The sequence below is a fragment of the Maritalea porphyrae genome (genome assembly GCF_030159895.1).
Lineage (GTDB): Bacteria > Pseudomonadota > Alphaproteobacteria > Rhizobiales > Devosiaceae > Maritalea > Maritalea porphyrae.
Map to the genome: position 1 here is coordinate 1656267 of NZ_BSNI01000002.1, position 26534 is coordinate 1682800.

Annotated in this window: 27 protein-coding genes; 19 read left to right on the forward strand and 8 right to left on the reverse strand. The window is 50.6% G+C overall.

Features of this window, described 5'->3' with window-relative positions; translation table 11 throughout:
- Positions 1–27: 27 nt before the first annotated feature.
- Together QQL65_RS11510 and dusA are read left to right on the forward strand one after the other, a co-directional pair.
- Positions 28–729: a gamma-glutamyl-gamma-aminobutyrate hydrolase family protein gene (locus tag QQL65_RS11510; RefSeq protein ID WP_284364660.1), complete on the forward strand. Its 702-nt coding sequence runs from the start codon at positions 28–30 to the stop codon at positions 727–729.
- A 77-nt stretch (positions 730–806) separates the two neighbouring features.
- The gene (gene dusA / locus QQL65_RS11515) at positions 807–1805 is read left to right on the forward strand and encodes a tRNA dihydrouridine(20/20a) synthase DusA (RefSeq protein ID WP_284366274.1); all 999 of its coding nucleotides are present in this window, start codon (positions 807–809) and stop codon (positions 1803–1805) included.
- Here dusA and QQL65_RS11520 read toward each other — a convergent pair.
- Entirely contained in the window at positions 1802–2491 is a 690-nt protein-coding gene (locus QQL65_RS11520) for a retropepsin-like aspartic protease family protein (RefSeq protein ID WP_284364663.1), read from the reverse strand. The two genes, dusA and QQL65_RS11520, sit on opposite strands and share 4 nt — an antisense overlap.
- Positions 2492–2521: 30 nt before the next feature.
- Positions 2522–3376, reverse strand: a complete 855-nt coding sequence (locus QQL65_RS11525; RefSeq protein WP_284364665.1) for an adenosylcobinamide-GDP ribazoletransferase — start codon at positions 3374–3376, stop codon at positions 2522–2524.
- A gap of 57 nt (positions 3377–3433) precedes the next feature.
- Here QQL65_RS11525 and cobT point away from each other — a divergent pair, with 57 nt between their 5' ends.
- Positions 3434–4465: a nicotinate-nucleotide--dimethylbenzimidazole phosphoribosyltransferase gene (cobT, locus tag QQL65_RS11530; RefSeq protein WP_284364668.1), complete on the forward strand. Its 1032-nt coding sequence runs from the start codon at positions 3434–3436 to the stop codon at positions 4463–4465.
- Positions 4466–4476: 11 nt separating this feature from the next.
- Here the strand turns inward: cobT and QQL65_RS11535 are convergent, their stop codons facing one another.
- Positions 4477–5991, reverse strand: a complete 1515-nt coding sequence (locus QQL65_RS11535) for a sensor histidine kinase (protein WP_284364670.1) — start codon at positions 5989–5991, stop codon at positions 4477–4479.
- Positions 5992–6102: 111 nt separating this feature from the next.
- Between QQL65_RS11535 and QQL65_RS11540 the strand changes: the two genes are divergently transcribed.
- A complete protein-coding gene (locus QQL65_RS11540; RefSeq protein WP_284364672.1) occupies positions 6103–6645 on the forward strand; it encodes a thermonuclease family protein in 543 nt (180 codons plus the stop codon).
- Positions 6646–6732: 87 nt separating this feature from the next.
- Positions 6733–7224: an Lrp/AsnC family transcriptional regulator gene (locus QQL65_RS11545; RefSeq protein WP_284364674.1), complete on the forward strand. Its 492-nt coding sequence runs from the start codon at positions 6733–6735 to the stop codon at positions 7222–7224.
- Positions 7225–7228: 4 nt separating this feature from the next.
- On the opposite strand, the gene moaA is transcribed toward QQL65_RS11545, so the two are convergent.
- Entirely contained in the window at positions 7229–8242 is a 1014-nt protein-coding gene (gene moaA, locus QQL65_RS11550) for a GTP 3',8-cyclase MoaA (protein ID WP_284364676.1), read from the reverse strand.
- A 104-nt stretch (positions 8243–8346) separates the two neighbouring features.
- On the reverse strand, positions 8347–8940 hold the full coding sequence (locus QQL65_RS11555) for a L,D-transpeptidase (protein WP_284364677.1): 594 nt from the start codon (positions 8938–8940) through the stop codon (positions 8347–8349).
- 212 nt (positions 8941–9152) lie between these two features.
- Here QQL65_RS11555 and rpiA point away from each other — a divergent pair, with 212 nt between their 5' ends.
- The 3 genes from rpiA (at position 9153) to gor (ending at position 11857) form a co-directional block, all read left to right on the forward strand.
- A complete protein-coding gene (rpiA, locus tag QQL65_RS11560; protein WP_284364679.1) occupies positions 9153–9851 on the forward strand; it encodes a ribose-5-phosphate isomerase RpiA in 699 nt (232 codons plus the stop codon).
- A 13-nt stretch (positions 9852–9864) separates the two neighbouring features.
- Positions 9865–10368 carry a DUF2059 domain-containing protein gene (locus tag QQL65_RS11565; RefSeq protein ID WP_284364681.1) on the forward strand — a complete coding sequence of 168 codons (504 nt, stop codon included), beginning with the start codon at positions 9865–9867 and terminating at the stop codon, positions 10366–10368.
- 103 nt (positions 10369–10471) lie between these two features.
- Positions 10472–11857, forward strand: coding sequence for a glutathione-disulfide reductase (gene gor / locus QQL65_RS11570; protein WP_284364683.1), 1386 nt, complete (start codon positions 10472–10474; stop codon positions 11855–11857).
- Positions 11858–11862: 5 nt separating this feature from the next.
- Here gor and QQL65_RS11575 read toward each other — a convergent pair whose 3' ends face one another.
- Positions 11863–12594, reverse strand: a complete 732-nt coding sequence (locus QQL65_RS11575; RefSeq protein ID WP_284364685.1) for a VIT1/CCC1 transporter family protein — start codon at positions 12592–12594, stop codon at positions 11863–11865.
- 191 nt (positions 12595–12785) lie between these two features.
- Here QQL65_RS11575 and QQL65_RS11580 point away from each other — a divergent pair, with 191 nt between their 5' ends.
- The 4 genes from QQL65_RS11580 to gltX all read left to right on the forward strand — a co-directional run bounded on the left by QQL65_RS11580 (position 12786) and on the right by gltX (position 18497).
- Positions 12786–14165, forward strand: coding sequence for a class II 3-deoxy-7-phosphoheptulonate synthase (locus tag QQL65_RS11580; protein WP_284366276.1), 1380 nt, complete (start codon positions 12786–12788; stop codon positions 14163–14165).
- A 160-nt stretch (positions 14166–14325) separates the two neighbouring features.
- Positions 14326–15360, forward strand: a complete 1035-nt coding sequence (locus QQL65_RS11585; RefSeq protein ID WP_284364688.1) for a hypothetical protein — start codon at positions 14326–14328, stop codon at positions 15358–15360.
- A 136-nt stretch (positions 15361–15496) separates the two neighbouring features.
- On the forward strand, positions 15497–17161 hold the full coding sequence (locus tag QQL65_RS11590; RefSeq protein WP_284364691.1) for an NAD+ synthase: 1665 nt from the start codon (positions 15497–15499) through the stop codon (positions 17159–17161).
- Between the two features lie 4 nt (positions 17162–17165).
- A complete protein-coding gene (gene gltX, locus QQL65_RS11595) occupies positions 17166–18497 on the forward strand; it encodes a glutamate--tRNA ligase (protein ID WP_284364693.1) in 1332 nt (443 codons plus the stop codon).
- Here the strand turns inward: gltX and QQL65_RS11600 are convergent.
- Positions 18442–19536 carry a DUF2865 domain-containing protein gene (locus tag QQL65_RS11600; protein WP_284364695.1) on the reverse strand — a complete coding sequence of 365 codons (1095 nt, stop codon included), beginning with the start codon at positions 19534–19536 and terminating at the stop codon, positions 18442–18444. The two genes, gltX and QQL65_RS11600, sit on opposite strands and share 56 nt — an antisense overlap.
- Before the next feature lie 129 nt (positions 19537–19665).
- Here QQL65_RS11600 and QQL65_RS11605 point away from each other — a divergent pair, with 129 nt between their 5' ends.
- The 3 genes from QQL65_RS11605 to QQL65_RS11615 all read left to right on the forward strand — a co-directional run bounded on the left by QQL65_RS11605 (position 19666) and on the right by QQL65_RS11615 (position 21769).
- Complete coding sequence (locus QQL65_RS11605; protein WP_284364697.1) at positions 19666–20670, forward strand: fumarylacetoacetate hydrolase family protein; 1005 nt, start codon at positions 19666–19668, stop codon at positions 20668–20670.
- Between the two features lie 77 nt (positions 20671–20747).
- The gene (locus QQL65_RS11610; RefSeq protein ID WP_284364700.1) at positions 20748–21290 is read left to right on the forward strand and encodes a VOC family protein; all 543 of its coding nucleotides are present in this window, start codon (positions 20748–20750) and stop codon (positions 21288–21290) included.
- Positions 21291–21406: 116 nt separating this feature from the next.
- Entirely contained in the window at positions 21407–21769 is a 363-nt protein-coding gene (locus QQL65_RS11615) for a c-type cytochrome (protein ID WP_284364703.1), read from the forward strand.
- 57 nt (positions 21770–21826) lie between these two features.
- On the opposite strand, the gene QQL65_RS11620 is transcribed toward QQL65_RS11615, so the two are convergent.
- Positions 21827–22273: a MarR family winged helix-turn-helix transcriptional regulator gene (locus QQL65_RS11620; RefSeq protein ID WP_284364705.1), complete on the reverse strand. Its 447-nt coding sequence runs from the start codon at positions 22271–22273 to the stop codon at positions 21827–21829.
- 78 nt (positions 22274–22351) lie between these two features.
- On the opposite strand from QQL65_RS11620, the gene QQL65_RS11625 reads away from it, so the two are divergent.
- The 4 genes from QQL65_RS11625 to cimA all read left to right on the forward strand — a co-directional run bounded on the left by QQL65_RS11625 (position 22352) and on the right by cimA (position 26489).
- Entirely contained in the window at positions 22352–22771 is a 420-nt protein-coding gene (locus QQL65_RS11625; protein ID WP_284364707.1) for an ABA4-like family protein, read from the forward strand.
- 215 nt (positions 22772–22986) lie between these two features.
- Positions 22987–24429: a cysteine--tRNA ligase gene (gene cysS, locus QQL65_RS11630; protein WP_284364709.1), complete on the forward strand. Its 1443-nt coding sequence runs from the start codon at positions 22987–22989 to the stop codon at positions 24427–24429.
- Positions 24429–24881, forward strand: a complete 453-nt coding sequence (locus QQL65_RS11635) for a GFA family protein (RefSeq protein ID WP_284364711.1) — start codon at positions 24429–24431, stop codon at positions 24879–24881. Before cysS ends, QQL65_RS11635 begins: the two co-directional genes overlap by 1 nt.
- Before the next feature lie 9 nt (positions 24882–24890).
- Positions 24891–26489, forward strand: a complete 1599-nt coding sequence (gene cimA / locus QQL65_RS11640; protein WP_284364713.1) for a citramalate synthase — start codon at positions 24891–24893, stop codon at positions 26487–26489.
- Positions 26490–26534: the final 45 nt, after the last annotated feature.

Genomic DNA, 26534 nt, shown 5'->3' on the forward strand with positions numbered 1-26534 from the left:
TTGTTATTGTTCACAAGCGAAGGAATTATGCAGAACCTGACCAAACCAATTGTTGCTGTTTTGATGGACGAGAACACCAGTTCCGGTGGCAACCAATACGCCATGGGGAAGGGGTATTTCACTGCCATCACCCAGGCCGGTGCCTTACCGCTCGGTGTGCCGTATGAAACTGAGATATTGGCAGACATTATTTCTAAGTGCGATGGGCTTTTGTGTCCCGGTGGTCGGTTTGCTTATGCTGATAGCTGTTACAGGGATGACTTAACTTCGAATTCGCCGTCCTCTGACCGGTTGGCGATCGAAACAGCGCTGATCAAAGGTTTACTTGCCCTCGACAAGCCTGTTTTGGGCATATGCGCGGGCATGCAGCTTCTTGGCTGCTTGCATGGCGCAAAAATGACCCCGGACCTAGTCGCTACAGAACCGGATGCGCAAATTCATGACCAAGACGGTCGCGCGCACTGGATCAGCATTGTTGCGGGTACCAAGCTTCATCAAATCCTTGGCGTCGACAAAATTGAAACCAATACCTTTCACCGCGAGGCGCTTGTGGAAGTGTCAGATGAAGTGCAAGTCAGTGCTTATGCTCCGGACGGGATTATCGAAGCGATTGAGTTGCCCAAATATCGGTTCGCCGTTGGGGTGCAGTGGCACCCAGAAAAGATGTTGTCGACAAACCATAGCAAAAGAATTTTCGCTGCATTTGTCAGCGCGTGTGATCAAAGCTAGTTTTATGTCTTTGCCAAACTCAGCTTTTGGTCCTATAACGCGCCCCATTCTTGAGTTTGCAGAGCTAGGCAGTGATTTTGGACCCCAAAGCACGTACATTTTCCGTTGCACCGATGATGGAATGGACAGACAAAAATTGTCGGTTTTTCCACCGCCATTTGTCGCGGCATGCGTTGTTGTTCACCGAAATGGTGACCAGTGCGGCACTGATCCGCGGTGGCGCTGACTGGTTGCTCAATTACAATGACGATGTGGAGCATCCAATCGCGGTGCAATTGGGCGGCTCTGATCCGGCTGAGTTAGCAAAAGCGACTTCTTTGTGTGACCAATTCAAATATGACGAGATCAACCTCAATGTGGGCTGTCCATCTGATCGCGTCCAGTCAGGAAAATTTGGCGCATGCTTGATGGCTGAGCCAGAATTGGTTGCCGACTGCGTGCGCGCCATGCGGGACGCCACAGACCGTCCCGTCACCGTTAAATGCCGTATTGGTATTGATGATCAGGACAGCGAAGAGGACTTGCGCATTTTCGTTGACCACATGCTCGAAGCCAAGGTGGGCGCGCTTTATGTCCATGCGCGCAAAGCGTGGCTGAAAGGTTTGTCGCCGAAAGAGAACCGAGAAGTTCCACCGCTGGACTATGACCGTGTCTATCGGCTCAAAAAACATGTCGGTGATCTGCCGCTAATGATCAATGGCGGCATTGAAACCCTAGAGCAGTGCGACGAGCATTTGCAGCATGTCGACGGCGTGATGCTTGGCCGCGCCGCTTATCATAATCCGGGATTGTTGTTTGACGTCGATCAGCGGTATTTCGGTGACAAAAGTGAAAGCATCTCACTTGATTCACTTTGTGAAGTGATGATGAATTATGCTGAAATTCAAATGACTAAGGGCGCCAAATTGAATCAAATTGTGCGCCATATGCTTGGCCTTGGTTTCGGCAAGCCTGGTGCGCGCCGTTACCGCCAGTTGCTCACTGTTGAGGCGGTGAAGCCGGGGGCATCGCCGCAACTTATTGCGGATGCATTTGAGATATTGAAAGCTGGTCGTTTGCTAGCCGAAGCCAGCTAATCTCGCAATTCGAGTGCGTCTTTGGTGACGGTGTAAGATGTCAGCGTCTCCAAAAAAGTCATGCCTAAAAGGCTGGTTTCCAGCCGTCCGCGTTCGGCCACAAACGCATCAATATTGCGCCGTTCAATGTTGCCAACCTTGATCGTTTCAAGCCGTGTGAATGCTGCACGCGCTTCGCCGTTTGCCGTTTGCACGGGGACATTGTAGCGCAATTGTTCAATGTTTACGCCAGCACGTTTTGCATCATCAACAGTGAGAACGACAGAGGTTGCACCTGTGTCGAAAATGAAGCGCACATCGCCACCATTTACCTCTCCTGCCACGATAAATGAGCCGCCCATGGAGCGCCGAAAGCGCACTGTGTCTCCTGCTTCGCTTACATATGCTGAACCTGGGTTTAGTTCCGAAAGAAAGCGCGATCCATATTGTTCGAGTTCTGTGCGAAAGCTGTAGCCAAAGATCGCGAGCGCAAAAATGCCGACCCACAAAATCGCGCCAGAAAGCATTTCATTGAAACGGATGCGGCGACCAAAGCTGCCGCCTGCAACCAAAACAAGTACAGCGACCATAACCACTAGTTGACCGAACTGATCCTGCTGTAGGCCAATTAGTGAGCCCACGTCAGCGGAAATCAAAAACGCAAGTGCCACTGCAACAATCAGGGCCATCCCGATAAAGAGCATCATTATCTCCTTGGTGGCGCGAAGCTCGCGCGGTTATTGCCCCACACCCAACATAAAGGAAGACAATATGGCGATTTCAAGTAGCAACTGCGCAGCACCTATTGTGTCGCCTGTCTGTCCGCCCAACATTTTGCCAAGCAACATGCGCCACAAAAACAGCGCGACAGAGGCAAAGATCAGTGCTAATAGCCAGCGACCCAAGCCACCAAGCGGCACCATAAGTAGAAACGACACGGCTACTGCGAGCGCGATACCAATGTAACATGATTTGGTTTCTAAACTGCCTGCATTTGCCGAAATACCGTCAGCGCGGGCAGGGGGGAGCTGTTGCGCTATCCAAGTTGCGCCGGATCTAGCCAAAACGCCAGCACCCAGCCAGATGGCTGCCGCCGCAACAGGGGCCACCGTTGCAAGGGCGCCAAGGCTAAAAACACGCAACGCAAAGGGTGCAACGATGCCCAACACACCATAGGTGCCATGTCGACTGTCGTGCATGATCTCAAGCTTGCGCTCTAGCGTTTGCCCACCAAAGAGCCCGTCCATCGCGTCAGCAAATGCATCCTCGGCCATGGCGCCGGTGACAATTGCAGAAAGACCCACTGCGAACGCTGCCGCAAAATAGGCAGGAACGCCAAGAACGCACAGCAGTAGCAAAACAAAAGCTGGTCCAGCTCCAATAATCAGGCTTGGGAAAGCAAGAGGGCGCACCATAGCCGCAAAATCAAACTTATCATGGCCATAGTCACCGGCTGGCAAACGCGAATAGAACCGCAATCCCATCAGCATGGCTTCAACCAAGTTGGTTTTGGTTTGATCCTGTGGCGCATCGCCGCGATTGTCGTTTCGTGGCTTTGGTGCAGACGTCTTGCCGCTTTTGGTCAATTGCATTTCCTCACAACTGGGGTAAGAAGAGCGACCCCATTAACTGATCCACGAGTCGATAGCATGTCAGAACCTACCGTAAAAAGTCCTTTCGCCGATTTTGAAGAATTGTTGGCGCTTTTGCCACTTGGCAGCGAACAAGCTGTGGATGAAGTCCGCGCGCGCGACGCACAATTGACCAAACCAGCCGGATCGCTTGGTGAGTTGGAAAAAATGGTCGAGCATTTGGCCCGCTGGCAGGAAAAAGGCAAGCCAACACTGAACAATCCAATGGTTGCGATTTTTGCTGGCAATCACGGCGTGACCGCACAAGGTGTTTCCGCATTTCCACCCGAAGTCACCGTGCAAATGGTCGCCAACTTCACAAATGGCGGCGCTGCAATTTCTCAGCTTTGCGCGCTGCACGAGTTGAATTTGCGGGTGTTTGAACTGGCACTTGAATTGCCAACCGGTGATTTTACGCAAGAAGCGGCAATGGACGACAAAACCTGTGCCGCCACTCTTGCTTACGGAATGGAAGCAATCGCTGGAAAGCCAGACCTGTTGTGTATCGGTGAGATGGGGATCGGCAACACAACATCAGCAGCAGCTGTTTATGCAGCGCTGTTTGGCCGTTCTGGCGAAGACTGGGTTGGTCGAGGCACAGGCGTCGACGATGAAGGTCTGGCGCGCAAAGCAAATGCAGTTGATCGCGGTCTTGAAATACACAAAGACCATTTGAAAACACCATTTGACGCGCTGGCAAGGCTCGGGGGGCGCGAGATTGCAGCTATGGCAGGTGCGATCATTGCGGCGCGCCACAATAAGATTCCGGTGATCGTTGATGGTTTTGTGGCCACTGCAGCGGCGGCAGTTGTTTATGCCGCCAACCCAATGGCGCTTGATCACTGCATCTTTGCGCACCAATCCGCAGAAGCAGCGCACAGTGGTGTGTTGGCTAAGATGGGCAAGAAGCCACTGTTCGATTTAGGTATGCGTTTGGGTGAAGGCTCAGGTGCCGCAATCGCCGCTTCAATTGTTAAGACAGCGTTGCATGTCCACAATAACATGGCGACATTCGAAGAAGCTGCGGTAGCAGGTAAGTCACAAAACTAAAAACTGTAAGTCTATGACTTTGCGTAGATTTCAAGCTTGCGCTTTTTGACAACTGGCGCCATTGCATTCATCACCCGAGATTTCGGGAAGCTTGCAATGGCCTCAGTGCCAAAGCGAAGTTTTGAGAATAGATCAAAGCGACCTTGGTGCAATTCCATAATCTTCTGAACGATCGGCAGGCCAAGGCCCGCGCCTTGTTCAGCCGTTTTCGCCGCAAGCGAACCTTGCCCAAATGACGAGAGCACTGTGGCGATTTCGCTTTCAGGAATACCAGGACCATTGTCGCGCACAGACATGATTTGAGTGCTGTCTTCGCCTTCACCTATTTTGAATATGATCCGTCCACCTTCAGGGGTAAATTTGATGGCATTCGACAAGAGGTTCAGACAAACCTGACGGATGGCGCGTTCATCGCCCCAAAGACGCGGCAAATCATCGTTGAAGTCTGCAACAAGTTCGATGCTCTTGGCACGGGCGCGAATTTCCAACATACGACGACAGTCTTCACCAATATCGACGAGGGAAATGGCTTCTTCGCTTAGGTCATACTTGCCCGCTTCAATGCGCGACAGGTCGAGCAATTCATTGATGAGATTAAGCAAATGTTCGCCAGATGCGTGGATGTCACCCGCATAGTCTTTATATTGTGGGTTTTCCATTGGACCCAGCAATTCAGACTTCATAACTTCTGAAAAACCAATAATTGCGTTAAGCGGTGTGCGCAGTTCGTGGCTCATTGTGGCCAAGAAACGTGACTTGGCGATGTTGGCTTGCTCTGCCTCGCGCCGTGCTTCGTCGGACATGAGCTTGGCTTCTTCAAGCTCAAAGATCAGAGAATCTTTTTCAGCACGGTGTTCGATCGATTTAAGCGCAGAACTATGCAAGGTGCGCGATAGATAGTTGAAGAACACGCCACCACCAATGGCGAGAACAGCCAAAGCGTAGCTCAGCATGCCACCATGTAGAACTAGCGTGGCGCCCACGGCGATAATCGCTGGAAGAGAATTTGCAAGCGTTGCCGCAGGAATCGCGCGACTAGAAATAGCGTTTGCCGCAATTCCCACCATCAAGATGGCCCATTGGATAACAAATACATCCGGGCTTAGGTTCATAAAAGGGAAAACGGCCAAGCTGGCCCATGCCAACCCATAAACGCTTTCAACAATAATAAAGGTTGTCGTGCGGCGTCGCGCTTCAAATTCAATTTTTTCGGCATTCAGAAATTGGCGACATGTCAAAACAACGCAGAGGTGTGTGGCAATAACTGCGCCTGACCAAATGGCAACCGCGAGGGGCTTTACCCACAAAAGCGCCAGAAGTGCGAGCACGATTATCAATACCGGCATGCCCCATGCGCCTGACAAACGCGTGTTCGCATATTCGCTAAGCAATTCAAAGTCGTAAGACGCTTTGGTGCCGGAACTTGATGTGAGTTTTTGCCGCGCATCACTAACCGTCCGCTGACGCGACCGTGACGCGCTAGGACGTGTTTTTCCTGCTTGGTTTTGCAGTGATGTTGTGGACATGAAACGCAATACTCACAAATTGTCCGGCGCTGAGCGCAAATCTCTGATATCAAAAGACTAGCCAATGATGGTTAATCTCTGGTTACGGTCCTGATGCAGCTGCCAAGAATTTTGAAACTTCTTCAATTTGCCATGCGCTTTGCGATTGCGCTGTTGTTTGGGGCTGCGCTGATTTGGATGGTATTGGCCACTAGTGACGAATTGCCCAGCAATATCAGTGGTGTTGCAAGAGTTGTCGACGGCGACAGCCTTGAAGTTGCCGGTGAAAATGTCCGAATAAAGGGGATAGACGCCCCCGAACTTGATCAAGAATGTAACGCAAATGGAGCCGCCTGGGCGTGCGGTCAAAGTGCAAAACGGGCTTTGACCGAATTGATCGGCGGCGATCTAGTCCAATGCCGCGTAAGTGGACGCGACAAGTATCGCCGGTACTTGGCAATTTGCGAAGTGCAGGGCAAAGACATTGGCAAATGGATGGTCACCCACGGTTGGGCTATCAGCTATGGCGACTATGAGTTTGACGAAGCAATAGCGCGAAGAAGCGGTTTTGGCATTTGGCAGGGTGAATTTGATACGCCACAAAACTGGCGACAAAAATCACAAATTCAAGGTGGCGGGTTCAGTGTTTTTGAATGGCTGGCGAATTTTCTCTAAGAAGAAGTCAATTCCATCAATGGGTGAATAGGTTGCTAGATTTTCCAATTCAGTGTAGAAACGCAGCTCCATTTAGCATGATTTCCTATGAAAGGCATTTCCGTGCTTGACAAGATTGATCGAAAAATCCTCGCGCTTTTGCAAAAAGACTCCACAACTCCTGTGGCAGAAATTGGCAAAAAAGTTGGCCTTTCAACCACACCATGCTGGCGCCGCATCCAAAAGATGGAAGAAGATGGTGTCATCAAACGTCGCGTTGCGATTTTGGACCCCGCGAAGGTAAATGCGGGCGTTACCGTTTTTGTTTCAGTGCGCACCAACCAGCATCATGACAAATGGCTCAAAGAGTTTGCGGCCGTCGTTGAAGCCCATGACGAGGTGGTCGAGTTTTATCGCATGAGCGGTGACGTTGATTATGTGTTGCGCGTCGTCGTGCCAGATATCGCGCACTATGACCGCTTCTACCAAAAACTTATCGCAGAAATGTCGATGAGTGATGTTAGCTCATCATTTGCTATGGAGCAGATCAAATACACAACGGCGCTGCCGCTTGAATTTGTTGGAAAAGACGACGACTAGGTGTCTATCCGCCTGTTACTGACATGTGACGAGAAACGCTGCGTTGCGGCTTTTTGCGATCAATTTCAAAGTCATGCCCTTTGGGCTTGATATCCATTGCATGATCAAGCAGCTTGTCGACGGCTTCAACGCCGCCTTCGCGCAATGGATCACGCAGGCGCACCATATCGTCTTGTCCAAGACACAAATAAAGATCGCCAGTTGCCGTCATGCGAACTCGATTGCATCCTTCACAGAAATTGTGGGTGAGGGGTGTGATTAGTCCCAGCCGACCGCCGGTCTCTTCAATGCGTAAATAGCGCGCAGGCCCGCCGGTCTTATGTAGATCATCGTGCAGCGTGTAAGATTGCGATAGTTCTTCTTGGACCGTAGAAAGTGGCAAATACTGGTCCGCCCGTTCAATATCGACCGCGCCCATTGGCATCGTTTCAATTAGCGTTAGGTCCATGCCCTTTGAATGGGCCCATTCGAGCATAGGGGCAATCTCGTGGTCGTTTTCGCCTTTGAGCGCGACCATGTTGATTTTCACCTTTAGTCCGGCCTCTAGGGCGGCATCAATGCCGTCAAGAACCTGGCTAAGCCTCCCCCAACGGGTAATTTCTGCAAATTTTGCAGCGTCTCTCGTGTCGAGCGAGACATTTACGCGGCGAACACCACTTTCAGCCAATGCAGTGGCGTGTCGGCGCAGTTGGCTGCCGTTGGTTGTTAGCGTCAGTTCTTCCAAACCATTTCCCAAATGTGCACCGAGGCGCTGAACCAAAGTCATGATATCGCGACGAACCAACGGTTCCCCACCCGTTAGACGTAGTTTCTTCACGCCACGCGCAATAAACACTGAGGCTATCTGTTCGATTTCTTCTAGGCTCAGCACTTGGCTTTTGGGCAGAAAGCTCATGTTCTCCGACATGCAGTAAGTGCAACGGAAATCACAGCGGTCGGTCACTGAAATACGCAAATATTCCACGTGTCGGCCAAAATTGTCGATGAGTGGGCGATTGCTGTTAGAAGGCTTTATCATGTGCAGTAATCTATTTGGCTCGCCGGGAGTTGGCAATTGGTTCAACAAAAAAGGCCGCCCACAATTTGCGTGACGGCCTTCAAAATTTGGTGATCTTGTAAACGCTAGTGACGAACGATCACTCGGGCGCCAACCTTTGTACGATTGTACAGGTCAACAATATCATTATTTGTCAGACGGATGCAGCCTGAAGAAACGGCATGACCAATTGTCCACGGCTCAGCTGTCCCGTGAAGACGATAGATGGTGCTGCCGATGTAAAGTGCACGTGCGCCAAGAGGGTTTTTCGGCCCGCCGGGCATGTAGGCCGGCAGCCCTGGTACGCGTTTGCGCATGGCTGGTGGTGGTGTCCAACCTGGCCATTCAGCTTTGCGTGTGATGCGGTGCGTGCCTGCCCAACGGAAGCCGTCGCGACCAACACCAACGCCATATTTCATTGCGCGGCCGTTGCCCAAAACCAAATACAAGCGACGTTCGGATGTCTCAACAATAATGGTGCCAGCCTTGTACTTTGTCTCGTACGCAACTTCTTGGCGTTTGATCTTTGATCCGCCGCGCGCGCCACGTGTGACATCGTCGGTGTCGTACCATTCTTTTTTGATCGGATCATAAACCCGTTTTGCCTGTGCGGTTGTTGTCACAAATGACAACATCACTAGCGACATCAATACTGCCGCCCCAATCTTAAAAATCTTCATCTCATTTCCTCAAGCTCTAGTGCACCGGCGCACGAGCACGTCCAATAATAAGCATTCCACAATTGAGATATTATGGTTAACACATCGTTTGCGCAAACTTCAATTGTTCAGTTTATTGTACTCATTCTTATAAAATTATTGTGAAGCGGTCTGTATCACTGCTATGTGGCAGGAAAAAATTGGCTAGGACACAGACTAAAGGGCGCACATTTATGAGTGACGATCTAAAAAAACAAGCCGCAAAGGCAGCGATGCAAGAAGTGCGTTCGGGGATGCGCATCGGTCTAGGCACAGGTTCCACAGCCAAGCATTTTGTCGACTATCTCGGTGCTGAAGTGGCAAACGGATTTGAGTGCCTTTGCGTGCCGACTTCCGAAGCAACCGCGGCGCAAGCACGGTCGCTGAACATTCCGCTCACCACACTTGATGAAATTGATGCACTTGATGTCACCGTCGACGGAGCGGACGAAATCGATAGCAATCAGGTTTTGATTAAAGGTGGCGGCGGCGCTTTGTTGCGCGAAAAGATTGTAGCAGCAGCTTCTGCCAAAATGGTCGTGATTGCCGACACAAGTAAGATTGTCGACCAGCTTGGTGCTTTCCCACTGCCGATTGAAGTGAATAAATTCGGTCTTGGAGCGACGACAAACCTTGTCAAAAAGATCATGAATGACTTTAAGGCGCAGGGTGATCTTGTCTTGCGTGCCGGCAGCGACGGTCAACCATTTGAAACAGATGGCGGCCATTTTATCCTTGATGCATCTTTTGGCCGCATTTCAGATGCAAAAGCACTATCAAGTGCACTGCTGGAAGTGCCGGGCGTTGTGCAGCATGGGCTATTTATCAACCTATGTGCAGCTGCATACTTGGCAAGCCCAGAGGGCGTCGTCACAATGGGCGAAACGGTTTAATAGGATCAAATTGATGGCTTTGATGAAACAACTCACCACTTGGATTATTGCTGCAGCGACAGCAATGGTTGTGTCTTTCAGCGCACAGGCGCAAGAAATTGGCCCTGAGCATTTGGCGTTGGCAAAAAAATACGTGCAAATGACTGACACCAGTCATCTCTATGAACGAGTGATCGTTGAAATCTCAAAAAAGGCGATGGAGTTGACTATTCAACAAAATCCAGAAATCGCAGCGTCAATTGCAACGGCTGCTAAAGACGTCGCCACTAGCTATTTTGATGGTACCAATGAACTTCATGATAGCTTTGCCCGAATTTACGCAGCTCGCTTTTCGGTTGAAGAGCTAAATGAAATTATTGCTTTTTATGAAACACCAGTCGGCACGAAACTCTTGGCCAACAACCAAGCCGTTGGCGCAAACTTGGAAGCAGCCGCAGGTATCTGGAAGTCAAATCTAGAAACTGAAATTGCGATTAAACTTCGCACCCTTCTCAAAGAACGGGGTTTTGACATCTAGTCAAATCGTCTCGTTCCCGAATTCGTGAAGCCCCGCATCTTGTTTGCGGGGCTTTTTTATGTTCAATCCAAGCCAACAATTTTTCATTTCCCGGAGTATCTTCATGTCACGTCATTTCGATTTGGTTGTTATTGGCGCAGGTTCTGGCGGCGTCCGCGCAGCTCGCATGGCCTCAACATACGGCGCGAAAGTGGCAATTATTGAAGAATACCGTTTGGGTGGGACCTGCGTAATCCGTGGTTGTGTTCCAAAGAAACTATTTGTTCTTGCAAGCCGATACCCGGAGCAATTTGAAGTCGCTCAGAGCTTTGGTTGGTCATTTGGCGAGCCAGAATTTGACTGGTCAACGCTTCTTGCGAACAAGGACAAGGAAATTGACCGCCTTGAAGGCATTTACGGTAACATTTTGGGCGGCGCGAATGTTGAAATCATCCGCGATCGCGGTGTGGTAACCGGTCCAAGCAGCGTCAAACTCGCTAAAGCGGGCGAGGAACTCTCAGCTGAGCGCATTCTCATCGCAACAGGTGGACGTCCGTTCGTGCCAAATATTCCGGGCGCGGAAATGGGGATCACTTCGAACGAGGCGTTTCACCTTCAAAAGCTGCCGAAGAAAATCCTCGTTAATGGTGGCGGCTACATTGCAGTAGAGTTTGCAGGCATTTTTGCGGGCTTAGGCGTTGAAACAACGCTGCTATATCGCGGCGACCAAATTTTGCGCGGCTTTGACCAAGATGTGCGCGAAATGGTGGCTCAGCAGATGAAAGATCGAGGCGTCGATATCAAACTTGGTGCAGAAATCTCGCGTATGGATCGTTGTGCATCGGGGAATATAGATGTCAGTTTCTCGTCGGGCGAAGTCACCGAATTTGGCGAGGTGATGTTTGCTACCGGCCGCATCCCAAATATTGAAGGTCTTGGTTTGGACAGTGCGGACGTTAAGCTAAACGCTGGGCGCGCTATTCATGTGGATGCATATTCACAAACCAGCTGCCCATCAATTTACGCAGTTGGCGATGTGACCAACAGAGCGAACTTGACGCCGGTCGCTATCCGAGAAGGCGCAGCATTTGTTGAAACGGTTTACAACAACAATCCAACCGCGGTCGACCATTCAATTATACCAACCGCAGTGTTCTCTGAGCCCGAAATCGGAACTGTTGGGATGACCGAGCAAGACGCCGCGAGCACCCACGACAAGGTAAATGTATATGTTTCGACATTCCGGCCGATGCAAAACACCCTTACTTCGCGTCCAGAAAAAATGATGTTCAAGCTGATCACAGATGCACAAACAGACAAGGTGCTTGGCGTACACATTGTTGGCCCTGCGTCCGGCGAAATGATCCAGATGGTAGGCATCGCCGTCTCGATGGGCGCAACAAAAGCCGATTTTGATCGTACAATTGCGGTGCACCCAACAGCTGCTGAAGAGCTGGTGACGCTGAAGGCGCCGAGCTATGTGATCGAAAACGGCAAGCGCGTCGAGTAGCGTTGTTACGCGACGCCAAATGCTGTCTTAAGCAATGCGCCGACGGCATAAGCCATGCCTGCAGCCGACATGCCAATGGCGAATGTTTCCAATGCGCTCATGTACCAGCTTGAAGTGGACCAGAGCGATTTGGCGGCGCCGATAGCTAGAAACACAACGCCAGTCATTGCAGCTGCAAGCGCTGCGCTGGCTGGCAAGCCAAACAAATAGGGGACTAGTGGCACCGCGCCGCAAACGATGAATGCCCAAAATGTCGCGAGCGCCGCTTTCGCAGGCGAACGTTGCACCGCCGCAATGCCATATTCCTCAGCCAGCATTACTTCTAACCACATTTCTTGGTTGTTGGTCACGAGGTGGACAATTTCTTCAAGCTCTGCACCTTCAAACCCCTTGCCAGCAAAAATCTGACGCACTTCTTCGCGTTCACCTTCGGGGTGGTTTTTGATGTGTCGGATTTCCGCTGCACGAACCCGCTCATAATCATCAATTTCTGCTTTGGTTCCCGAATAGTTGGAGGCTGCCATCGAAAAGCCGTCCGCCAGTAGGTTTGCCACGCCGAGCACCAGCACAATACCCGCGGATAACTCAGCTCCAACTACACCAGCGACGATGGCAAATGTTGTTACAGCGCCGTCAATGCCCCCATAAATCCAATCGCGCAAATATGAAATGTTCGGGCCAGCACCCAAGCGTTTTCTGATTGCTTCATGGGTGTGCTTGTGGTCGAGATCACGCATATCCGCTCCATATGGCCAATTTCAACTTCTCTTTGTCAGACAATAACATGGCAAATATTTATAAGAATGTGGTGCAAGGTCGCTTTTAGTATAATTTTGGACGGGTTTTGCCAATCGTTACTAGTTTGCTGGACAAAAGTTTGCTAAATCCTTCGGGTTCATTAGTCGAAATAGATTTGAAAGCGAGTAGAATAATGAGTAACTGGACACCTGATAGCTGGAGATCGAAAGACATCCGCCAGGTTCCGGCTTATCCAGATAAGGCGGAGCTGGCAGCTGTTGAAGAGCGCCTATCATCATTTCCGCCGCTCGTATTTGCAGGCGAAACGCGCGGACTCAAAGAGCAGCTGGCCGATGTAGCGCACGGCAAAGCATTTTTGTTGCAAGGCGGCGATTGCGCCGAAAGCTTTGCGGAACACCATGCAGATCACATCCGTGATTTTTTCCGTGTGTTCTTGCAAATGGCAGTCGTACTGACTTCTGGCGGTTCAAAACCTGTCGTAAAAGTTGGTCGAGTTGCAGGGCAATTTGCTAAACCACGTTCATCTGACAACGAAACCATTGATGGCGTCGAGCTTCCAAGCTATCGCGGCGACATTATTAACGGCATCGACTTTGATGAGGCATCTCGAGTGCCTGATCCAAACCGTATGTCCATGGCCTATCGTCAGTCAGCAGCGACACTAAACCTAATTCGTGCTTTCGCATCAGGTGGCTACGCTAACCTCGAGCGCACGCACGAATGGACGATGGAATTCATCAAAGACACATCTTCTTACCAGCAATATGAAGAGCTGGCGAAGAAGATCGATGACGCGATTGATTTTATGCGCGCATTGGGCATTACGGCCGAAAATACGCCGCAACTGCGCGAAACCAAGTTCTACACGAGCCACGAAGCATTGCTTTTGGGCTACGAACAGGCGCTGACCCGTCGCGATTCGATCACCAATGATTGGTACGCAACTTCGGGCCATATGCTGTGGATTGGTGACCGTACACGCGATCCGAGTGAAGCCCATGTTGAGTTCTTCTCGGGTATCAAAAACCCGATTGGTTTGAAATGTGGTCCATCGCTGTCTAACGACGATTTCAAGCGTTTGTTGGACAAGCTGAACCCAGAAAACGAAGCAGGTCGCCTTACATTGATTACGCGCTTTGGCGCAGAAAAAATCAATGATGAGTTGCCACGTTTGGTCGAGCTTGTTAAAAGCGAAGGTCGTACCGTTGTTTGGTCTTGCGATCCAATGCACGGCAACACGGTCAAAGCCTCAACCGGATATAAAACACGTCCGTTTGACTCTGTGCTTTCAGAAGTGAAGAGCTTCTTTGAAGTGCATCGCCAGCTCGGCACATATGCCGGTGGCGTTCATGTGGAAATGACTGGTGCAGATGTGACCGAGTGTGTCGGTGGTTCCTCCGCAGTGACTGAGGCGGATCTTGAAAGCCGCTACCATACGCACTGCGATCCACGCCTCAATGCGTCGCAAGCGCTTGAGTTGGCATTTTTGGTTGCAGAAGAAATGCGCGACCAGCGGCCAATTCGTCCACGCAACTTGGCTGCGATCTAACGGGTCAATATAAAGCAAAAATTATACCGAACACCGCCTTAGAAATAGGGCGGTGTTTTTTCTTGTATTATCAGTTTGTTAAGGGACTTTTAGCGCCCCCTTAACCTTAATCAACCATAAATATAACCGAGTGATTTGTTCTGCGCAGTTGGAGATAGCAATGCGGCGTCTTGGTTTTGGATTGATGGTTTCAGTGGCAGCACTTGGGTGCGCAAGCCAGGCTTTGGCAGCTGATTTGGACTACCCAGAGATGCGTGGCAGCTACAATAGCTGGGACGAGTCAATGTCTCCAGATATGGAATTCGAAGCAGGTGTTCGATACTGGTATTCCATGGGCTCGCAAGATGTTGGGCTATTTGGATATTCATTTAATGCCAGCGATACTTCGCACATCGCAGAAGGCTACCTTCGTCTGAATGATCTGGCGACGAACAGTTATCTGAAGGCATATGGTGGTTACTCTGCGCTGATATCAGGTGATTATACTAACACCGCAACACCAAGCAGCGGTGCCATTATCGACGGGCGTGTAGCTTATGCTGTCGTCGATTTTGGATATCAGCCCTTGGTCTGGGAAGAAGGCGAGACAAGAACCGGTTTTGGCGGAATTGTCGGCTACCAGTATTGGAACGATTCACCTGACATGGGGCGAGCGAACTACGCAGCAATTGATAGTGCATCAGATGTCTCATGGAGTTCGACCACCGGTGAAGCGGTTTATGGTGGCGATAGTTCTGAAAACGACATTAGTATCAATGCATTGCGACTTGGCGTGTCTGGTGATGCAGACTTTGGCGCATTTAGCATTTCGGGCGAAGTCGCAGCAATTCCTTATGCAATGATAAGCGGAACGACCGCTGCCACGTTGTTTCCAACGGTTGATGCGGGCAGTTACGTTAGCGTCCAGTCGGGGCCAACAACATTTGAAGGCGTCGGTTATGGTGCAGCTGGCGAACTCATGGTTGGAACCAAAATGGACAACTGGAACTTCCGCGTTGGCGGACGTGCTTGGTATCTAAATGGCCGGGGCGAAGCTCGATACGAGGTCGCCACAATTACAGATGCGACGGATACTGACACCGATTCAGTTTACGAAACAGATGGCAGTGTAACCTTGCAGGACTATGTAAGCGACATCGATGCATTCTCAATGTGGCGTTACGGCATTCTGGCCGAGATCTCTGTTGATTTTTAGACGAAACACAAAGCGAGAGTTTCTCAAAACGCGCGCCGACTAGGGGCGCGTTTTTTGTTTGCGATGGCACGCCTTGCTTATCGACCGCTGAATCGTTACATCTAGCGCAGTTTTTGACCAGTTCTGGACCTTCTTTGTGACTGATAAATTGCGCATCGCGCTTGCTCAACTCAACCCCACCGTTGGCGCGCTATCAAACAATCTTGAAAAAGGAAAAAAGGCGCTGGCCGAAGCAATTGCCGCCAAAGCCGATATCATCCTTTATCCAGAACTGTTTATCACTGGCTACTTCCCCGAAGACCTTTTGTTCAAGCCAAAGTTTGTGGCAGACGCAATGGAAACCGCGTGCCTGTTGGCAGAAGAGACCAAGGGTCAACACATCGCTGCGTTAATCCCTTGCGTCTGGCGCGAAAGCGATAAGCTTTTTAATGCTGTCCTTTTGGCGCAAAATGGAAAAATTGTTGATTGGCGCGCTAAGCATGATTTGCCCAACGACGATGTTTTTTACGAAATGCGTTATTTCGAAGCTGGCGGATTGCCCGGGCCCTTCAATATTCACGATGTGCGTATCGGCGTGCCGATCTGCGAGGATATTTGGTGGCCGGACGTTTGCGAGTGCTTGGCTGAAACCGGCGCTGAAATGCTGCTTTGTCCAAACGGTTCGCCTTACTGGCGCAACAAGCAAGATGTGCGCATGAATGAAGTGGTGCAGCGGATTGTTGAAACAGATTTGCCTCTACTTTATCTCAATCAGGTTGGAGGCCAAGACGAACTGGTTTTTGATGGCGCCTCATTTGGATTGAATGCGGACCGTTCCTTAGCGTTCCAAGCAAAGAGCTTCGAAGAGCAATTGCTCATTTCCGATTGGGAACGTGAAGATGAGCAGTGGGTTTGCAATGAACCGCAGGTGACCAATCTTGGTTCTGAAGACGAAGCCCCTTGGCGCGCGTGTGTTGTGGGCCTGCGTGACTATATTCACAAAAACCACTTTAAATCAGTCGTGCTGGGTCTTTCTGGCGGCATTGATAGCGCAATAGTGGCAGCGCTCGCAGTCGATGCCTTGGGCGCTGAGAACGTACACTGCATCATGTTGCCCTATCGATACACATCTGAAGAAAGCCTCAAAGACGCCAAGGACTGCGCTGAACGACTTGGCGTGCGCTATGATGTTGTTTCAATTGGCGACGCCGTTGAAGCAGCAAACGATGCGCTCTCGCCGATCTTTGAAAGTCTTGCGCCGGGCCTTGCAGAGGAGAATATTCAGTCGCGGATGCGCGGCACATATCTTATGGGTGTGTCCAACAAACTTGGCTCGATGCTTTTGACCACCGGCAACAAATCGGAGATGGCTGTGGGTTACGCAACCATTTATGGCGACATGAATGGCGGCTTTAATCCCATCAAAGATTTGTACAAGATGCAAGTTTATCACCTTGCTGAATGGCGCAACAACAATATGCCAGATGATTGTTTGGGGCCTAAAGGTGAGGTAATTCCAACTTCAATCATCACCAAGGCACCAAGTGCTGAATTGCGTGAAGATCAAAAAGACCAAGACAGTTTGCCGCCATATCCAATGCTAGACGCTATTCTGCAAAAGTTTGTAGAAGGTGAAGAATCTGTTGAAGAGATAATTGCCGAAGGCTTTGATGCGGAAATAGTCGCCAAAGTCCAAAAATTGCTCTATATCGCCGAATATAAGCGTCGCCAATCAGCGCCAGGTCCAAAATTGACCGCAAAAGCGTTTGGTTTTGGCCGCAAATATCCAATCACCAACGGTTATCGAGACCAAGGGAACTAATTCAATGACGACAGTTGTGCGCTTCGCGCCTTCTCCAACAGGCTATATCCACTTGGGCAACGCCCGTCCTGCCTTGATGAACTGGATGTTTGCACTCAAAACGGGTGGTCAGTTCATTCTGCGTTTTGATGATACCGATTTAGAACGTTCGAAAAAAGAATATGCCGACGCAATCGAAGTGGATCTTGCTTGGCTTGGCATCAAACCACACCGCTTGGAACGCCAGTCAGAGCGAAAGGCATCTCACGATGCGGCACGCGACAAACTGATCGAAGCAGGGCGTTTGTACCCATGTTACGAAACATCTGATGAGCTTGATCGTCGCCGTGCCCGCGCTCGCGCCATGGGCAAACCTCCAATTTACGATCGTGCCGCTCTAGACTTGACCGATGAAGACAAAGCCAAGCTAGAAGCCGAGGGCCGCAAGCCGCATTGGCGCTTTAAGCTTGAGGGCAAAGAAGTCGTGTTCGAAGATGTAGTGCGTGGTGCGCAAAAAGTGCATACAGACACCATGTCAGATCCAGTGTTGATCCGCGAAGATGGCAGTTATTTGTACACTTTGCCATCTGTTGTTGACGACATTGAAATGGGCGTAACCCACATCATCCGCGGCGAGGACCATGTGACAAACACGGGCGCTCAAATTGAACTGTTTGAGGCGTTGGGCGCTAAGGCACCTACATTTGGTCACCACAATTTGCTCACCGATGCGACAGGCGAAGGCTTTTCTAAGCGCAAAGGCTCGCTTTCAATCACCAATTTGCGTGAAGAAGGCTATGAGGCACTCGCGGTTGCATTGATTGCTATTTTGACTGGCACTAGCCAGCCGGTTGCGCCGCATGCCTCGCTTGAAGAATTGGCAGAGACATTTGATGTTTCAATGGTGTCGCGCAATTCGGCACGTTTTGATCCGGCTGAACTTGATGGTTTTAACGCCCGCATGGTTCACCACCTGAGCTACGAAGACGTAAAGGATCGTTTGGACGAACTTGGTTTGGAAGATGCGGAGGCGCTATGGAATGCCGTGCACGAGAACCTTTCAAAGTTCGACGAAGTGACGGTTTGGCGCGACTTGGTCAAAGGCGATGTTGATTCTGTTGTGGCTGATGAAGACCGCGCGTTTATCGATGCTTCGCGCGAAATGCTGCCCGCTGAGCCATGGGACGAAAACACGTGGGGCGAGTGGACCAATCAGCTGAAAAGTGAAACCGGTCGCAAGGGCAAGGGGCTCTTTATGCCACTTCGTCTAGCCCTAACAGGTCAATCGCACGGTCCAGAACTTAAGACCCTGCTGCCGTTACTGGGGCGTAAGGCGTGTCAGGACCGACTATCCTAACCTGTTTGTTGCCAACGGTGACAACGCGCAGCGCGCTGTCCATAGGCTGAGCGACAACTGCAACGACGCTTTCGCCCTCGCGATTAGGGCGGGGGCGCGGCAAGGGAACGTAGCTTGCCGTCGCTACTTGTATTTCTTGGACTTGGCGTGGATCGCGGCGCGGTAACGGGAAGCTGATATCGCCGAACGAAATGATGGCTTGTGAATAGTCACCATCTTCACCCGCCTGAATAATCCCAAACACCTCTGTTTGTTTAATGTTGCATGCTGCATCATATTCGCGGCGATATTTGAACGCGTTTGGGCTGTCAGCATAGCGCTGACCATTGATGTCGACCATATCTTCAGGCGAGCCGCCCTGGTTGGCATAATAATACAATGAGACCTCGCCGACAGCAGCCTGAGATTCGCATGTGCCCGCATCGCTGTAGATATTGTCTTTGACGGTCGAAAAGCTAACTGGCCAATAATAGCCGTCGCATGTTCGCGCACAAACCGTGCGATAAGTGGTCATGTTGAAATCGTAAAAGTCGCCATCATTAATGCGGTCGTCGCCACCACCAAAAAGACGCTCAAACAAGGTTTTGCGTTCTGGTTTTACTTCAGTACGCGTAACCGAGCCACTTGAGCGGTTTGCACAGCCAAAGCGTGCATATTGCAGCAAAGCGGCTTCTCGGGCTGCAGCGACTTGGCTGCCTTTTTTGACGCGTGCAACCGCGTTTGTATAGTCACTTCTGTCGCTCTTAATCCGGCGAGCAATTGATCTGCACGTGCGGTTAAGGCGGCCGCCGGCATTGAGAACCTTTTGGCAGCCTCCGCGCACAAATTCGCTTTCCCACTTTTTAACCGAGGCAAGCGCTTCGCGAGCGATCTGGTCATTTTCTCGACCATCGCGAAAATCGGAGTTGCGTTCATAAGCGCGAATCTTGCGCTGAAGTGCGCTACAGCTATCAGATTGGGCCATTGCTTCGGCACCCGCGCCCAAACAAACAACCACAGCAACAATAACCGCCAGAAAACGCTGCACGAATCTACTCACAAATTTTCCCAATTAGGCCCAAATAATCCATCAATCTGCCGATTTGATGGCAAAGATTAAATGTTCTTGGCACAAGCTTCTCAAAACCGTATTAAATTTGACTCAATAATCCTTGGCTGAGAAGAAATTATGAAGCTTGCAACTTTGCGCAATGGCGCACCCGATGGTCAACTTGCTGTTGTCTCAAAAGATCTTTCGCGTTTTACGCAGGCAAGTGCAATTGCGCCGACATTGCAGGCCGCATTAGACAACTGGGATGAGGTCGCGCCACAACTGCAAAAGCTCAGTGATCAACTCAATGGCGGCGACATCTCTGGTAAGCCCTTCGACGCATCTGCCGCCATGGCACCATTGCCAAGGGCTTTTCAGTGGATTGATGCTAGCGCCTATATGAGCCATCTCGAACGCGTTCGATCAGCAAAAGGGTCAAAAGATGCCGAGCTTCAGGCTGAGCGTCCAATTATGTATCAAGGTGGTTCAGACACGTTGCTTGCCGCGCACGATGATGTGGTGGTGCCTAGCGATGATTTGGCCGTTGATTTTGAGGCGGAGCTTGCGGTGATTCTCGGGCCCGTCAAAATGGGAAGCGCGCCAGAGGATGTTGCCGACGCTGTTCGACTGGTGACGATCTGCAATGATGTTTCATTGCGCCGCCTGGTCGCAGATGACTTACAGGGTGGATTTGGTTTCTTCCACGCTAAGCCTTCATCCAGCTTTGGGCCAGTTGTTGCAACGCCTGATGAGTTTGGCGACGCTTGGGACGGCAAAAAACTATCAGGTAAGCTGCAGTCCCGCGTGAATGGCATAATGATCGGCCAGCCGCGCACGGAAGTCGATATGCTGTTTGATTTCACTCAGCTTATTTCTGAAGCTGCGCGCACCCGAAACCTTGGGGCAGGGACAATTCTGGGCTCGGGAACCGTGGCCAACACGCATGATGAAATATTGCCGATCGGATCAGATGGTGTCGGGTTTTCTTGCATTGTCGAAGCACGCACAGCGGAAAAGCAGAAGAACGAGAAAGCAACCACGCCTTTTCTAAAAGCGGGTGACGAAGTTTCAATTCAGTTCGTCGCTGACGATGGTTCAAGCCCCTTGGGCGAGATCAAACAGCAAATCGAAATCAGCAAATAACCAAAGCTTGCAATTAGTAACAAATGAAACTATCTTGCATATATAGTTACAGATGAAACTAATTTTGCGAGGACAAAATGAAGATCGAACAAATCCACCATGTTGCGTATCGCTGTAAAGACGCCAAAGAAACCGTTGAGTGGTACACCAAGATGCTCAATATGGATTTCGTCTTAGCAATCGCAGAAGACCACGTGCCATCAACCCACGAGCCGGATCCTTACATGCACTTGTTCTTAGATGCAGGGAATGGAAATGTGCTGGCGTTCTTTGAGCTTCCAACAAAGCCAGAAATGGGACGTGACGAGAACACCCCGGTATGGGTGCAGCACATTGCGTTTAAAGTGAAAGACCGTGATGAGCTAATCGAATTCAAGGAGCATTTGGAAGCAAATGGCGTTGACGTGCTCGGCGTCACCGATCATTCAATTTTCCATTCAATCTACTTCTTCGACCCAAACGGACACCGTGTTGAACTGGCTTGTCCCGACCCCAAAGAAGAAGAGCTGCTAAATCGTCTCGATAGCGTGAAATGGGACATGTTGGAAGAGTGGTCGAAGACCAAAAAAGCGCCAAAACACGCTGATTGGTTGCACGCCAAAGAGCTGGAAAAGGTCTAGTTAATTGTTGTTGCCGCTCACGAGTTTGTGAGGTCTCCTTTCTAAAATGTAACTTTGTTTTGCCGCAGTTGCGATTAATACTGTAGTTGGAGAATACTTTGGAGAAGGGATGCACCATGAAATTTAAACTGCTTCTAGCCGCAACAATCGGCCTGTCATTGACTGCAATAAGCGCACCGATTGTGGCGCAAGATGATCCAATCGCCGCGCGGCAAGCCGCGATGAAAGCAATGGGCGGGGCGCTCAAAGCGGGCGACACTGCAACCGTTGCTGCCAAGGCAGCTGAATTGAAATTGTTGTTTCCTGAAGGATCGATGAGCGAAAAATCCGAAGCTAGCCCAAAAATTTGGGAAGAGTGGGATGACTTCATCGCGATCTTTGACAAGTTGGAAGCAGATGCGACTGCTGGTGCAGCCGTTCCAGTTTTGGGCGGCAGCTGCAAAGCGTGCCACGACAATTATCGTGTGAAAAAGGGCTAATCCCTTAACCAAAGCAAGAACTGAATTTGAAGCGTCGCCATTTGGCGGCGCTTTTCTTTATGTTAGGTTTGCAGGTGTTCCCGCGACCAACCGGAAAAGCAAAGCGGAAAATTGTTTCATTTCTGCGTCCGTCCATCTGTCTTGGAATGCATACCCGGCTTGTTTGGCAAAAGTCGCTAGTGCTTCACTCAGTCGGTCTTGACCCGCCGAAGTTAGCACCACAAATGCCAGACGGGCGTCGCGATCGTCAATCATTCGATCAACCATCCCAATCTTCTCCATGGGAGCAACCATGCGTGTCACAGTGGAGGCGCTCACATGCATACGTTTAGCGAGTTCAGTGCGAGAGAGCCTCTGTTTCGGTGCATTTCTTAGCTGCATAAGCAGAAAAAACTCATTTACCGATATGCCGTGAACCGATGAAAACTCGCCGGCGAGCCTTGCGCGCAACTCTTCAGCCGATTGTAAAAGACGTAAGGCATTTATAACGTTCAAATCATCCATAAACCATATCTATTGCATAATGCTTGCATATGCAAGGAATATGCAATAGGTGTTCTTGTATAATTTCAGGAGTGGGTTATGGACTTTCAGTTTGCGTTTAGTGTTGCTGGTATTTTGGCGATTGTTGGATGGCTTGTACTGCTTGCTTCGCCTCTTATGCCGGTTTGGTCGGACAGAATTGCTGGGATCGTTTTGCCGGCCATCCTGTCGTTTGGCTATTTAACCTTGTTGGTGCTCTATCCCGCCGATGCCGGAGGATTTGGTACATTCGATGAAGTGTTGGAGCTATTCACACATCCTTCAAGTGTATTGGCTGGTTGGGTTCATTTCTTGGCATTTGATTTGCTCGTTGGAGCGTGGATATGTCGTGCAGGGCGTCGTGAATGCATAAGTTTTTGGGCGATATTACCATGCCTGCCGATAACATTTTTGTTCGGCCCGCTTGGCTTCTTGTGTTTTAGTGGTGTGCGCGCGGTGAAAAGAGTGACGGGGCGCTAGTCGGGAGCGTGCAGGCGCTTTTTCATGAGATGGTGCTTGATTTATTTCAACATGCATTGCAAAGTGCGCCCACTATGATGAACCAAAACGCAATCTGTATCATCGGCTGCATTATTATTCGCTAATTTACACTGGCGGCGTGGTTCTTCTTTGACAATTTCAGACAGATTTGACCTCGCTGCCCCACGGGCAAACTCGGTTTATGGTTGAGGCAAATGACTGAAATACAACTTTACAACACACTGACACGAACGAAAGAACAGTTCGTTCCAATCGACGCCAGCAATGTGCGTATGTATGTGTGTGGCCCGACCGTTTATGACTATGCGCACATTGGTAACGCGCGACCGGTTATCGTCTTTGACGTGCTTTACCGACTTTTGCGCCATGTTTATGGCACGGAGCATGTGGTTTATGTGCGCAACATCACTGATGTTGACGACAAGATCAACGCGCGCGCCGTCAAAGAGCATCCCGGTATGGAATTGAACGCAGCGATCCGCGAAGTGACGGAACGCACAGCCAATCAATATCGCAAAGACATGCTAGCACTTGGGAATTTGGACCCAACAATTGAACCGCGCGCCACCGACAATATCGCCGAAATGATCACTTTGATCGAAACCTTGATCGAAAAGGGCCACGCCTACCAGGCGGGCGGTGAAGTGCTATTCGACGTCACTTCAATGCCTGATTATGGCCAATTGTCGAATCGCAACTTGGATGACATGCAAGCGGGCGCACGTGTTGAAGTTGAAGCACATAAGAAAAGTCCGGGCGACTTTGTGCTCTGGAAACTTTCTGATGAAAATCAGCCCGGATGGGATAGCCCTTGGGGTCGTGGCCGACCAGGTTGGCACATAGAATGTTCAGCCATGTCCGAACGCTATATCGGCAAGCATTTTGATATTCATGGTGGCGGCATCGATTTGGTATTTCCGCACCACGAAAATGAGATAGCCCAATCTCGTTGCGCACACGGCTCAAGCCATATGGCAAACGTTTGGATGCACAATGGGTTCCTTCAAATCGAAGGCGAGAAAATGTCCAAAAGTTTGGGCAATTTCTACACCATCGCTGACCTGCTCGAAACAGACAAGTTCGGCGGACGGGTATGGCCCGGAGATGTGTTGCGCTTGGCGATGCTGATGACAAACCACCGCGAGCCGATCGATTTCACCAAAAAGCGGCTTGAGGAGGCGGAGAAAAACCTCAATCGTTGGAAAACAACCATGCTGAAGTTGGGGCTGCATTTCTGTGAAGAGAACCGCGAAGAATATCAGGCACTTGGTCCATGCTCGAAACTGCTCGCGCTCTTGGCGAATGACTTGAACATGTCGGGTGTGCTGGCGGAACTGCACCGGCACGCAGGCGGTGATCGCGAACACAATGCGCGGCGCTTGTTCGGATCGCTGCAATTGCTTGGTTTGGTGACCTTTGATGGCATGAAAGCATTTGAAGAGGCGCAAGGCGCGGCACCAAGCCACAAAAATGCTGATGAGATTGAAGCCAAGATTGCAGCGCGGCTTGATCATTTGAACGCCAAAGAATGGGGCGAAGCTGATGCTATTCGCGACGAGCTGGCCGCAATGGGCGTCAAACTAAAAGACGGTAAGGACGATGCGGGCAACCGCATCACCAATTGGGAGGTTTGCTAATGACTGAGACAATCCATAGCGGCGGCTGCCAATGCGGCGCCGTGCGCTTCCAAGCGCATGGCGATGATTTTTGGCCCTCAATTTGCCATTGCCGTATGTGCCAAAAGCAAACCGGCGGATATTTTGGCGCCTTTGCGACTTTTAAAGACGATCTGGTGACATGGACGCGCGGTGAGGTGAGCTATTTTGAAAGCTCAAACATTGCAAAACGCGGCTTTTGCAAAGATTGCGGCACGCCGCTGACATATGAATGGCACGGTGATGGCATTTCGTTGGCAATTGGCGCATTTGATGACCCAAACAAGGTCGCGCCCAACAAGCAATTGGATGTGGAGGCGCGCATCAAATCGTTTGATACGTTGCACGAACTGCCCGTCAAAACATTTGGCGATGACGGGCCTGAGGTGATCAATCATCAACATCCAGACCACGACACGAAAAACTGGCCGTAAAGAGAAACCATGACCAAAGAACGCCTATATCTGTTTGACACAACATTGCGCGATGGCGCGCAAACCGCTGGCATCGAGTTTTCAGTTGAAGACAAGATTACCATTGCGAATATGTTGGATCAGATTGGCGTTGACTATATTGAAGGCGGCTATCCCGGCGCCAACGTTGTGGATACGGAGTTCTTCTCCAAAAAGCGCACGAAAAATGCCACTTTTACCGCCTTTGGCATGACCAAGCGGGCAGGGCGATCAGTAGACAATGACCCGGGACTGCAAGGGTTGCTTCAAAGTGAGGCGGAAGCCATTTGTTTTGTGGCCAAGGCATGGGATCGGCAAATTGAATTGGCCATGGGCATCAGTTTGGACGAAAACCTGCAATCAATAGATGCGTCGGTGCATGCGTCTGCCGATACAGGTCGCGAAACGATAGTCGATTGTGAGCACTTTTTTGACGGCTACAAGTCAAATCCAGAATATGCGCTGAATTGCGCCAAAGCTGCTTTCGATGCTGGTGCGCGCTGGGTCGTGTTGTGCGACACAAATGGCGGCACCATGCCCAGCGAGATTTTCGATATCGTGTCGAAGGTCAAAGAACTTGTTCCGGGGTCCAATTTGGGCATTCACGCCCATAATGACACCGAACAGGCGGTAGCCAATACATTGTCGGCGGTGCGCGCCGGGGTTCGCCACGTACAGGGCACGCTAAATGGCATTGGTGAGCGTTGCGGCAACGCCAACTTGGTTTCGTTGATCCCGACTTTGGCATTGAAAGAGCCGTTTGCCTCAACAGTTCAAATCGGCGTTTCAGACGTACAATTGCAGGATCTGACGAACACATCGCGCGGCTTTGACGAGTTGCTAAACCGTGCCCCGGCGCGCCAAGCGCCTTATGTGGGCGCATCTGCTTTTGCGACTAAAGCCGGCATTCACGCCTCAGCCCTGCAAAAAGACCCGTCATGCTATGAGCATATTGAACCGGAAACGGTGGGGAACCAACGCAACGTCATGGTTTCCCAACAAGCGGGTAAGTCCAACTTACTGACCGTCTTGGCCAAGCTTGGCATAAGCGTTGAAAAGTCAGACCCGCGTCTTGATGGTTTGTTGCGCGCCGTAAAAGAACGTGAGGCGCGCGGTTATTCATACGATGGTGCGGACGCATCATTCGCTTTGTTGGCACGCAAGGCGCTAGGGCAGGTACCCGAATATTTCCGCGTTGATAGTTTTCGCACATCAGTTGAGCGCCGTTACAATGCGCGCGGCGAACTCGTCACCATGTCAGAAGCGGTGGTGAAGCTAGAAGTTGACGGCGAGATTTTGATGTCGGTGGCGGAAGGCAATGGCCCTGTCAATGCGCTCGATCTCGCCATGCGCAAGGATTTGGGCAAATACTCTGACCGAATTGATGATTTGGAACTGGTGGACTTTAAGGTGCGTATCTTAAACGGTGGCACGGGCGCGGTAACCCGTGTGCTGGTTGAATCACGGGATAAATCGGGCGAAAGATGGTTTACAGTCGGCGTTTCTGCAAACATCATTGATGCATCGTTCGAGGCGCTGTATGAGTCTGTTACGTATAAACTGCTAAAGACCGAGCCAGACAGAGGGTAGTCTGGCGTTTCACTAGGTCGAGAACGCGAAAAAATGGGAGGCAAC

Coding starts and splice junctions, on each gene's coding strand:
- QQL65_RS11575 (WP_284364685.1), bottom strand. CDS start 12,594: ATGCGTGATCTCGACCACAAGCACACCCATGAAGCAATCAGAAAACGC.
- QQL65_RS11555 (WP_284364677.1), bottom strand. CDS start 8,940: ATGAAGATTTTTAAGATTGGGGCGGCAGTATTGATGTCGCTAGTGATG.
- moaA (WP_284364676.1), bottom strand. CDS start 8,242: ATGATAAAGCCTTCTAACAGCAATCGCCCACTCATCGACAATTTTGGC.
- QQL65_RS11525 (WP_284364665.1), bottom strand. CDS start 3,376: ATGCAATTGACCAAAAGCGGCAAGACGTCTGCACCAAAGCCACGAAAC.
- QQL65_RS11520 (WP_284364663.1), bottom strand. CDS start 2,491: ATGATGCTCTTTATCGGGATGGCCCTGATTGTTGCAGTGGCACTTGCG.
- cysS (WP_284364709.1), top strand. CDS start 22,987: ATGACTGAAATACAACTTTACAACACACTGACACGAACGAAAGAACAG.
- QQL65_RS11565 (WP_284364681.1), top strand. CDS start 9,865: ATGGCTTTGATGAAACAACTCACCACTTGGATTATTGCTGCAGCGACA.
- QQL65_RS11625 (WP_284364707.1), top strand. CDS start 22,352: ATGGACTTTCAGTTTGCGTTTAGTGTTGCTGGTATTTTGGCGATTGTT.
- gor (WP_284364683.1), top strand. CDS start 10,472: ATGTCACGTCATTTCGATTTGGTTGTTATTGGCGCAGGTTCTGGCGGC.
- QQL65_RS11510 (WP_284364660.1), top strand. CDS start 28: ATGCAGAACCTGACCAAACCAATTGTTGCTGTTTTGATGGACGAGAAC.
- cobT (WP_284364668.1), top strand. CDS start 3,434: ATGTCAGAACCTACCGTAAAAAGTCCTTTCGCCGATTTTGAAGAATTG.
- QQL65_RS11635 (WP_284364711.1), top strand. CDS start 24,429: ATGACTGAGACAATCCATAGCGGCGGCTGCCAATGCGGCGCCGTGCGC.
- QQL65_RS11585 (WP_284364688.1), top strand. CDS start 14,326: ATGCGGCGTCTTGGTTTTGGATTGATGGTTTCAGTGGCAGCACTTGGG.
- QQL65_RS11535 (WP_284364670.1), bottom strand. CDS start 5,991: ATGTCCACAACATCACTGCAAAACCAAGCAGGAAAAACACGTCCTAGC.
- gltX (WP_284364693.1), top strand. CDS start 17,166: ATGACGACAGTTGTGCGCTTCGCGCCTTCTCCAACAGGCTATATCCAC.
- QQL65_RS11620 (WP_284364705.1), bottom strand. CDS start 22,273: ATGGATGATTTGAACGTTATAAATGCCTTACGTCTTTTACAATCGGCT.
- QQL65_RS11605 (WP_284364697.1), top strand. CDS start 19,666: ATGAAGCTTGCAACTTTGCGCAATGGCGCACCCGATGGTCAACTTGCT.
- cimA (WP_284364713.1), top strand. CDS start 24,891: ATGACCAAAGAACGCCTATATCTGTTTGACACAACATTGCGCGATGGC.
- QQL65_RS11545 (WP_284364674.1), top strand. CDS start 6,733: ATGAAAGGCATTTCCGTGCTTGACAAGATTGATCGAAAAATCCTCGCG.
- QQL65_RS11615 (WP_284364703.1), top strand. CDS start 21,407: ATGAAATTTAAACTGCTTCTAGCCGCAACAATCGGCCTGTCATTGACT.
- QQL65_RS11610 (WP_284364700.1), top strand. CDS start 20,748: ATGAAGATCGAACAAATCCACCATGTTGCGTATCGCTGTAAAGACGCC.
- rpiA (WP_284364679.1), top strand. CDS start 9,153: ATGAGTGACGATCTAAAAAAACAAGCCGCAAAGGCAGCGATGCAAGAA.